Source organism: Streptosporangium sp. NPDC006013 (assembly GCF_040614275.1).
In the GTDB taxonomy this organism is placed as follows: Bacteria; Actinomycetota; Actinomycetes; order Streptosporangiales; family Streptosporangiaceae; genus Streptosporangium.
This window is the reverse complement of record NZ_JBEXUE010000473.1, coordinates 1-7,713: the sequence shown is the minus strand read 5'-3', so window position 1 is coordinate 7,713 and position 7,713 is coordinate 1. Positions and strand designations below refer to the sequence as shown.

8 protein-coding genes and 1 tRNA gene are annotated in these 7,713 nt (G+C 67.9%); 4 read left to right on the top strand and 5 right to left on the bottom strand.

Features of this window, described 5'->3' with window-relative positions:
* Positions 1 to 123: 123 nt before the first annotated feature.
* Entirely contained in the window at positions 124 to 327 is a 204-nt protein-coding gene (locus ABZ260_RS42085; protein ID WP_012886943.1) for a cold-shock protein, read from the bottom strand.
* Positions 328 to 564: 237 nt separating this feature from the next.
* Here ABZ260_RS42085 and ABZ260_RS42080 point away from each other — a divergent pair, with 237 nt between their 5' ends.
* Positions 565 to 1,365: an HAD family hydrolase gene (locus tag ABZ260_RS42080; RefSeq protein WP_355560751.1), complete on the top strand. Its 801-nt coding sequence runs from the start codon at positions 565 to 567 to the stop codon at positions 1,363 to 1,365.
* 5 nt (positions 1,366 to 1,370) lie between these two features.
* Here the strand turns inward: ABZ260_RS42080 and ABZ260_RS42075 are convergent, their stop codons facing one another.
* Both ABZ260_RS42075 and ABZ260_RS42070 read right to left on the bottom strand, forming a co-directional pair.
* Positions 1,371 to 1,889 carry a bacterial proteasome activator family protein gene (locus ABZ260_RS42075; RefSeq protein ID WP_350914018.1) on the bottom strand — a complete coding sequence of 173 codons (519 nt, stop codon included), beginning with the start codon at positions 1,887 to 1,889 and terminating at the stop codon, positions 1,371 to 1,373.
* A 5-nt stretch (positions 1,890 to 1,894) separates the two neighbouring features.
* Positions 1,895 to 2,851 carry an NAD(P)H-quinone oxidoreductase gene (locus ABZ260_RS42070; RefSeq protein WP_355628977.1) on the bottom strand — a complete coding sequence of 319 codons (957 nt, stop codon included), beginning with the start codon at positions 2,849 to 2,851 and terminating at the stop codon, positions 1,895 to 1,897.
* A gap of 115 nt (positions 2,852 to 2,966) precedes the next feature.
* On the opposite strand from ABZ260_RS42070, the gene ABZ260_RS42065 reads away from it, so the two are divergent.
* Positions 2,967 to 5,213, top strand: coding sequence for an AAA family ATPase (locus ABZ260_RS42065; protein WP_355628974.1), 2,247 nt, complete (start codon positions 2,967 to 2,969; stop codon positions 5,211 to 5,213).
* 108 nt (positions 5,214 to 5,321) lie between these two features.
* Positions 5,322 to 5,410: transfer RNA gene (locus ABZ260_RS42060), tRNA-Ser, on the top strand.
* Positions 5,411 to 5,624: 214 nt separating this feature from the next.
* On the opposite strand, the gene ABZ260_RS42055 is transcribed toward ABZ260_RS42060, so the two are convergent.
* Together ABZ260_RS42055 and ABZ260_RS42050 are read right to left on the bottom strand one after the other, a co-directional pair.
* Entirely contained in the window at positions 5,625 to 6,479 is an 855-nt protein-coding gene (locus ABZ260_RS42055) for a hypothetical protein (protein ID WP_355628971.1), read from the bottom strand.
* A gap of 141 nt (positions 6,480 to 6,620) precedes the next feature.
* The gene (locus ABZ260_RS42050) at positions 6,621 to 7,097 is read right to left on the bottom strand and encodes a hypothetical protein (protein WP_355628969.1); all 477 of its coding nucleotides are present in this window, start codon (positions 7,095 to 7,097) and stop codon (positions 6,621 to 6,623) included.
* 370 nt (positions 7,098 to 7,467) lie between these two features.
* On the opposite strand from ABZ260_RS42050, the gene ABZ260_RS42045 reads away from it, so the two are divergent.
* Entirely contained in the window at positions 7,468 to 7,593 is a 126-nt protein-coding gene (locus tag ABZ260_RS42045; protein ID WP_355628966.1) for a hypothetical protein, read from the top strand.
* Positions 7,594 to 7,713 lie beyond the last annotated feature (120 nt).

The window sequence follows — 7,713 nt, the reverse complement described above, 5'->3', positions numbered from 1 at the left end:
CATTTTTCCCATCCCCGCCGTTTTTCCTTTGTTGTGGGTTTGTCCCTCATTTGGGGCGGGGGGGGTTCGCCAGGAGCGAACCCCGCCTTCCGGTCAAACAGGTTCAACCAAGAGGTCTATGCGTCAGACGGCGCGGACCTGCGAGGCCTGCGGGCCCTTCTGGCCCTGGGTGATCTCGAACTCGACCCGCTGGCCGTCTTCGAGGCTACGGTAGCCGTTGCCCTGGATCTCGGAGAAGTGCACGAACACGTCCGGTGCACCGCCATCCGGTGCGATGAAGCCGAAGCCCTTTTCAGCGTTGAACCACTTGACGGTTCCCTGAGCCATTAAAGCTCTCCCTCAGGATTTGAAACTTTGGGATTCACACCTCATGAACCCCATGTGTCGTACAGCGGGCCCCGGGGTGGCTCAGTCAAACTGGTTTTCACAACGGGATTCAGCTAATACAACGCCATCACATCTAACACTATCCGGCGCATGCGTGTTCCCGCCATCAGGAAGATTCCTGGGACGGGATGCTGGGGGCCGACACCCCGGCCATCACAGTGCAGACTGGGACTTGTTATGCGAAGCCCCAGGCTGGTCGCCACCGACCTCGACGGCACCGCTCTGCGTTCGGACGGCACCGTCTCCCCCCGTACAGCCGCTGCTTTTGCGCTTGTGGAGAACGCCGGGGCGGCGCTGGTCTTCGTGACCGGCAGGCCGCCCCGCTGGATGCACACGGTCGCCGGAGCCGTGCGCCATCGCGGGCTGGCCATATGCGCCAACGGAGCCCTCGTCTACGACCTGCACACCGAACAGATCGTCAAATCCCACCTCATCCACCCGGACGTGCTTGAAGAGGTGGTGAGACGGCTCAGGGAAAAGGTTCCGGACCTCGCCTTCTCAGTGGAATACGAGGGTGGATTCGCCCACGAATCGGACTTCCGTCTCGGCGGGTGGGACAGCAGGGCGGTCGCCGGACTCCGGGTGGGGACGACCACGCTCACCTCGCGGCCCTGCGCCAAACTGCTGGCACTCCACCCCACGATGGATCCCGACATTCTCCACGCGGCGGTCTGCGGGCTGGTCGGCGATCTGGTCACCCCCACTCACTCCAGCGGCCGGGCACTGATCGAGATGAGCGCGTACGGCGTCACGAAGGCCTCGGCGCTGGCCCATCTCGCCATGACGCGCGACATCGGGCCGCACGAAGTGATCGCCTTCGGCGACATGCCCAACGATCTTCCGATGCTCCGCTGGGCGGGCATCTCGTACGCCGTCGCCAACGCCCACCCGGAGGTGCTGGCCGCGGTCGATCACGTGACCGCGGCCAACAACGACGACGGGGTCGCCGGAGTCCTCGAACGGCTCTACAGCCCCTGACGGCCCTACAGGTAGGGGCCGGGGTTGGCGCCGTGACCCTCCTGCTGTTGCTGCTGGAGGGAGATGCCGCCGGGCAGGGCCCTGCGCATGTTCTCCAGCTGGGCGCGGGCCGCCATCTGCTGGGCGAAGAGCGTGGTCTGTATGCCGTGGAACAACCCCTCAAGCCAGCCGACCAGCTGGGCGTGGGCGACCCGGAGCTCCGCGTCGCTCGGCGGGGCGCCGTTGACATCCTCGGTGAACGGCAGCGACAGCCGTTCCAGCTCTTCGACCAGTTCCGGCGCCAGACCGTCCTCCAGCTCCTTGATGGAGCTCTGGTGGATCTCCTTGAGCCGTTTGCGGCTGGCCTCGTCCAGCGGAGCCGCCCGGACCTCCTCCAGGAGCTGACGGATCATGCTGCCGATACGCATCACCTTGGCGGGCTGCTCGACCAGGTCGGCGACCGATCGTCCCTCGGAGGTCTCATCTTCCTGAGAGCCATGGGGGCCCACGACAACGATGTGCGGAGTGCTCTCCTCAGCGTTCATAGTCTTCAACCTACTAGCAGGATTTTCCCGGTGTGTTCTCCGGACTCCAGGATCCGGTGAGCCTCGGCCGCTTCGCTCAGCGGCACCCGGGCGTGCACCACGGGCCGGATCGCCCCGGCGTCGACCAGGGGCCAGACGTTCTCCACCACCCCGCGGACGATGACCCCCTTCTCGTCGACGGGCCGGGCGCGCAGGGTGGTGCCGTGCACCGAGGCCCGCTTCGCCAGCAGGGCTCCCAGGTCCAGCTCGCCCTTCGTGCCGCCCTGCAGGCCGATCACGACCAGCCGCCCGCCCGTCTTGAGCACCCTGACGTTCCCCGGCAGGTACCTGCCCCCCATGATGTCGAGGATCACATCGGCCTCGACCTTCTCCGAGAAGTCCTCCCGCCGGTAGTCGATCCCCTCGTCGGCGCCCAGCTCCAGACAGCGGGCGATCTTCTCGGGCGACCCGGCGGTGACGACCACCCGCGAGCCGAACGCCTTCGCCAGCTGGATGGCCATCGTGCCGATCCCGCTGGCGCCGCCGTGCACGAGAAGGGTCTCGCCCTTCCGCAGGCGCGCGGTCATGAAGACGTTGGACCAGACGGTGCAAGCCACCTCGGGCAGCCCGGCCGCCTCGACGAGGTCGACACCGTCGGGCACCCGCATGACCTGCTGCCAGGGTACGGCGACCTGCTCCGCGTACCCGCCGCCGCTGAGCAGCGCGCACACCCGGTCACCCGGCGCGAATCCCACGGCGTCCGGCCCCACCTCGGCGACCACGCCGGAACACTCGAGTCCCGGGTACGGAGAGGCGCCGGCGGGCGGATTGTAGAAACCCAGCCGCTGCAGCACGTCGGCCCTGTTGACCGCGGAGGCCGCCACGTCGATGATGATTTCGCCGCGCTCGGGTAACGGGTCGGGAACCTCCCGCCACGTCAGAACTTCCGGTCCGCCTGGTTTATCGATCACGATGGCGCGCATGTGAGCAAAGGTATCCGCCAAGCCAACTTGGTGGTTGCTCGCGTTGACAAGAACACAGGGCGTTAACCTGCTATGTGTTTGCTGCCCTTTTATGCCCATCCCGAGGGGGAACACGGTGGCAAGACACGATCGTGAGGAATCTCTCGAGGAACAGCTCGCGTGGCTTGACGCCATCAAAGAGCAGGAGGAGGCGCCGGCCCTGGCGGTGCAGGCCACCACGGTGGACGACACCGTCGTCTCGCCGTACCCGAAGGACCCCTGGAGTCTGGTCCCGGCCGAGCCCGACACGGCGTCCTCGCCGCTGTTCCGCGCGGCCGTCGACTCGGCCCACCCGGCCACGAGCTCGCCGACGGCCGAACCGCCGGTCGAGGACGCCGACGCGGCCGACTGGATGGAGGCCTCCGACACGGTGAGCTCCTTCACCGTGCCCGCCCCGGCATCCGGCAAGCAGGACAACGACGGCTTTCTCGCGCCGCTCAAGCCCCTGCCGCGCCAGGAGCCCGGCGACAGCGCTCCGGGGGACTTCACCGAACCGCACATCCGCACCCCGTTCGCGGCGCCCGCGCACGAGCCGTCCCGCGGCCTGTTCGAGCAACCCCAGCGCCAGGCGGAGTCCTCCGATCCCGCCCCTTCGTCCACCTCGTCCGCCGGGACCGCCGACCCTGAGCCGGCCACGCCGGCCTCCTCGGACACCCAGCGGTTCACCTTCGGCAGCGACGAGTTCGGCGGCACCGACCCCGGCCGGTTCTCCTTCGGCGGTGGCTTCGGCAGTGAGGGCTTCGGCGGTGGTCAGGACCGCGCGCAGTCCACCCCGGGTGGCACGGCCTTCTCCTTCGGCAGCGGAGACTTCTCCGTGGAGAGCACCGGGACCGACCGGCCCGCAGCCGAGACCGCCGCCGACCGCTTCACCTTCGGTTCGGTGGAAACCGACAGGTTCCCCACCGGTGGCGAATCCACGGCGGCACCGGCGGCGAAGGAGTCACCCGAGCGCTTCGAGCCCGCTCCGGCTCCCGCCCCGCCGTCCTCCCGCGAGCCCGAGCTTTTCCAGGCCCCCGAGTCCTTCGGCGCCGACAGGCCGGAGCCGGCCGCGTCGCCGTCACCCTCACCGGAACGTTCCTCCCCTTCCACTTTCTCCGCCTTCTCGGACTCCTCCTCCGGTCAGGAGCGCACGGAACGGGAGAACTTCTTCGCGCCCGGCCGGGAGAGCGGCTCACCCCAGGAACGCACCGACCCCTTCGTGCCAGGTGCCGCCTCCGGGCGGGAGGCCGCCTCAGCCCAGGAGCGGATGGAACGGGAGAACCCCTTCGCACCCGGCAGGGACGCGGCCGAACCGGTTCGGGAGCCGTACCAGGCACGCCGCCGTCAGACGGCTCCGGCGGCCGCCTTCGGCACGCCGGCCAGGCAGCACCCTCCGGGCACGGCCCCCCGGCCGTCGGCCGACAGCCTGGATCCGGAGTCGCTGCTCCGCGGGCGTCGCAACGCGCCCGCCGGGGGCTGGCGGAAGCTGGTCTACAAGGCGTCCGCAGGACTGATCAAGCCGGGCGAGTCCCCCGAGGTCCGCCGCCGTCGCGAGCTGGTCGGTCGCGCGCGTACCCCGGTGGCCACCGGCCACCACCGCGTCGCCGTGCTCAGCCTCAAGGGCGGTGTCGGCAAGACCACCACCACGGTCGGCCTCGGCGCCACCCTCGCCCAGGTACGCGGAGACCGGGTCATCGCGGTCGACGCCAACCCCGACCGGGGCACCCTGTCGGACAAGGTCGAGCTCGAAACCTCCGCGACGGTTCGCGACCTGCTCAACGAGCGCCAGCAGATCAAGAGGTACGTCGACATCAGGGCCTTCACCTCGCAGGCCCCTTCACGCCTGGAGATCCTCGCCTCCGATCGTGACCCGTCGGTGTCCGAGGCGTTCAGTGCGTCCGACTACCAGTCGGTCGCCCAGGTCCTGGAGAACTTCTACTCGATCTGCATCACCGACTGCGGCACCGGCCTGCTCCACTCGGCGATGTCCGGCGTGCTCGGCCTGGCCGACCAGCTCGTCCTGGTCAGCTCCCCCTCCGTGGACGGCGCCCGCGCCGCCTCGGCGACCCTGGACTGGCTGGAGGCCCACCACTACGAGGAGCTGGTCCGCTCCGCCACCGTGGTGCTGTGCAGCGTCCGCCCGAGGTCGAAGTCGACCGTCGACCTCGACCGCCTGGAAGCCCACTTCGCGGCCCGCTGCCGCGCGGTCATCCGGGTCCCCTACGACACGCATCTGGAGGAAGGCGCGGAGATCGACCTGGAGCGGCTCCAGCCCGCCACCCGCGAGTCCTACCTCCGCCTGGCCGCCTCGGTCGGCGACGGCTTCGCCGGTCCCCAACCCTGACCCGCCGGCCCGGCAGGCTTTGTTGTTCGGCGCCTGCCGGGTCTCGGGCACGTCCGGGCCAATGAGAGACTAGTGTGCAATCTGACACGTTCTTGGGACGTGTCACCAGGAGAGCTCGCCTAGTGGACGATGGCGGCGGTCTTGAAAACCGCTAGGCCGGGTGACCGGTCTCGTGGGTTCGAATCCCACGCTCTCCGCTGAGCTTGTGAAACGGCGTCTGACCAGGCACTTCGCCTTGGTGAGGCGCCGTTGATCGTTTCCGGGATGTGCAGCCGTATGCCGCTCTGAGCCGCCGCATGTCGCTGGTCGTGGGATATCTGTGGGATGGAACCGGCCACGTTTGCCCAGCTCAGCCAGGCAAAAAGAGAGGGCCCCGGGATGACCGAGACCCTCTCACCGTAACCGGTGGGCTCACGCCGCCAGCGCATCCTCAATCCTCTGGTTGGCGATCTCCGCGCCCCCGTCGATGCACTTGGCGTAGACCTTGAGCAGCACGTCCACCCCGTGCCCCGCTCGCTCTGCCACGTCAGGGGCCGCTACCCCGGCATTGAGCCACAGGGACACCGCCGCGTGCCGCAGGTCGTACGGCCGAGCAGCCAAGGGGGAGATCTGCTGCTCGGGAGTCAGGGCGAAGGCCCGCGCCGCCTTCCACACCTCGCAGTAGGTCCCGATGGAGATCACGCCACCACGAGAGCTACGGAACATCCGGCCGTCCTCGTGGATGCCGAACTCTTGGATGTGCTCCCGCAGGATGGCCACCAGCTCAGGCGGGATCGGAACGGGACGGCCCTCGTCCTCGGCCCGGTGCTTCAGGCCTCGATCGTCGTGAGCCTCACCGCTGTCGGTCCACTTCTTGTTCGTCTGCGGCTTGGACTTGGCCAGGATGAGCCGCCCCCAGCCCGTTGCGGGAAGGTGGCAGTCCTGCTTACGGAGCCCGAGCGCTTCGGCCGGGCGGAGACCGGCGAAGTACAGGCAGGCGAAGAAGCCCCGCAGGTGCCGGCCACGATCGAGACGGCTCACGTAGGTCACTGCGGTGAGCAGTTCCCGAGCCTGGACCGGGTTGACCACCACACGCCGGTCCACGACCTCCCGGACCTTCGGAGGCTTCCACGCCTTCACCTTGTCGATCGGGTTGGAGGGCAACCCCTCCAGGTCCACCGCGTACTGAAGCGCGTTGTAGAAGACCGGCCGCTTACGGGCGATCGTGGTAGCCGCAGCAGCTCCACCGTCGAGCCGGAGCGTCAACGCGTCCAAGCCGAGCCGCACGTTCCGGACTGAACCGCGCCGAGTCTCCATGAAACCCGGCGCGGTTCAGCCGGGCATGCGGCCTGGGGGCCGGTCCCGGCCGCCGGCAGCTCGGGCCGCGTCCACGCGGGTCGCACACCCACCCCAGAGATCCCGCAATCCCTACACACCCGGATCGGCCAAAAGCACCACCCGGTCAATCTCCACATCGAACCCCAGGAGCGGAGGACCATCAGATCCCTCCGAGCACATCAGCACGGACTTCCTGAGTCGCCGCCCGATGACCCTGAAGAAATAGAACAGGACATCCAAGCGCTCCTGCCCCTGCAACTCCCTCAGGTCGACATCGAAGTCAATTGACTCGGCCTGATACGCGCGAAAGATCGCTTCAATCTCGGGCACCGGCCGCACCCGCAATTGGGCTGAGCCGGCTCCCATCGCGATCATCTGAACGGCGGTGGGAAGCTCTGTAGGCCCGTCGTACAGCTCGTAGGCGTACTGCCAGCCTTGAGACTGAATGAGATCAAGAAGGGTCTGCCAGTCCTCAACGCTCGTTCCTTCAATCACCACATCGGGCAACGCCCCATTGAACTCCAGATCGAAGAAGAGCTTTACGTCATCCCACAACAGGTCAGGCATGGCACCCATCTTCTCTGCGGGACCTACCTGCGACTAACCATTAACGAACGCACCTCCGGTGGGGGCGCTCCGGCTCCGGGATGATCGCCGTATTACACACGCAGGGCCGTAGATGGCTGAGGTGGAAGCCTGATCACCCGCCCGCTATCGACCCGGGACAAGCCGAGCAGACCAAGACCACCGGGTCCAGGTCGTTCGTCCGTGGGGCGCTGCACCTGGACCCGGTGGCCTTGGCCCGCTTCCCCTTCGGGCGGGTCGACGGCATACGGGGTGATCAGGCAGGCCGCTGCGCGCAAGGCACAATTGGCCCGTGCCTCGCTTCGATTCCGCCGGAGCCGACCTTGTACCTGGACAGAGGGTACGAGTCCGGGTGACCAGTCAGCAGCCGTGGGGCGTCATCGTGACGATCATCGGTCATGAGGACATCGGCGCCTCGATCGACGGGGCAGCAATCGATAGTGCCTCCGGCCGCGATCGGGCATGGCTAGTGCTGTGACCGGAAACCTTCACCGGTCTCGCGTGTAGCCGCTGGCGTCGGTTGGATGTGTCCTACACGTCCGGCTGGCGCGAGGAGGCGCGGTGGGAGAACCGGTCCGAGTACGAAGACTGATGGACG